This window comes from Marinomonas sp. TI.3.20 (assembly GCF_038155025.1).
In the GTDB taxonomy this organism is placed as follows: Bacteria; Pseudomonadota; Gammaproteobacteria; order Pseudomonadales; family Marinomonadaceae; genus Marinomonas; species Marinomonas flavescens.
In genome coordinates this window covers 1-597 of record NZ_JBAKAS010000060.1, presented here as the reverse complement: position 1 = coordinate 597, position 597 = coordinate 1, and the positions used below count along the sequence as shown (strand labels likewise).

General features: G+C 47.1%; 1 protein-coding gene. It reads left to right on the top strand.

The window, feature by feature from the left end; all coding sequences use genetic code 11:
- A partial coding sequence (locus V6259_RS19545) for a hypothetical protein (protein ID WP_341585954.1) occupies positions 1-597 on the top strand: 597 nt, incomplete at both ends.

Genomic DNA, 597 nt, shown 5'->3' with positions numbered 1-597 from the left:
TGATCACAGCTGCAGGTAAAGTGCTGGATACGGCCACTGGCTCTGATGTTACAAAAGACCAGCTAGACGGCATGCTGTACGACGGAAAAGCAACCTACGTTGATAAAAACGGGCAACTTCGCTATGCAGATGGGTCACCTGTTTTAGATGAAAATGGGGAATCTGTTTTTTACGATAAAGACAAAGGCTTCGTCACCAAAGATGGCAAGGTAGCGGCGTTAGGCAGCAAACTTACTACGGCGGATGGAAAATTGATCACAGCTGCAGGTAAAGTGCTGGATACGGCCACTGGCTCTGATGTTACAAAAGACCAGCTAGACGGCATGCTGTACGACGGAAAAGCAACCTACGTTGATAAAAACGGGCAACTTCGCTATGCAGATGGGTCACCTGTTTTAGATGAAAATGGGGAATCTGTTTTTTACGATAAAGACAAAGGCTTCGTCACCAAAGATGGTAAACAAGCAGCACTTTCAGGAAAGCTGACTACAGCTGATGGCAAGACAATTACTGCTGACGGCAAGGTGTTGGATACGGCCACTGGCTCAGATGTTACAAAAGACCAGCTAGACGGCATGCTGTACGACGGAAAAGCGA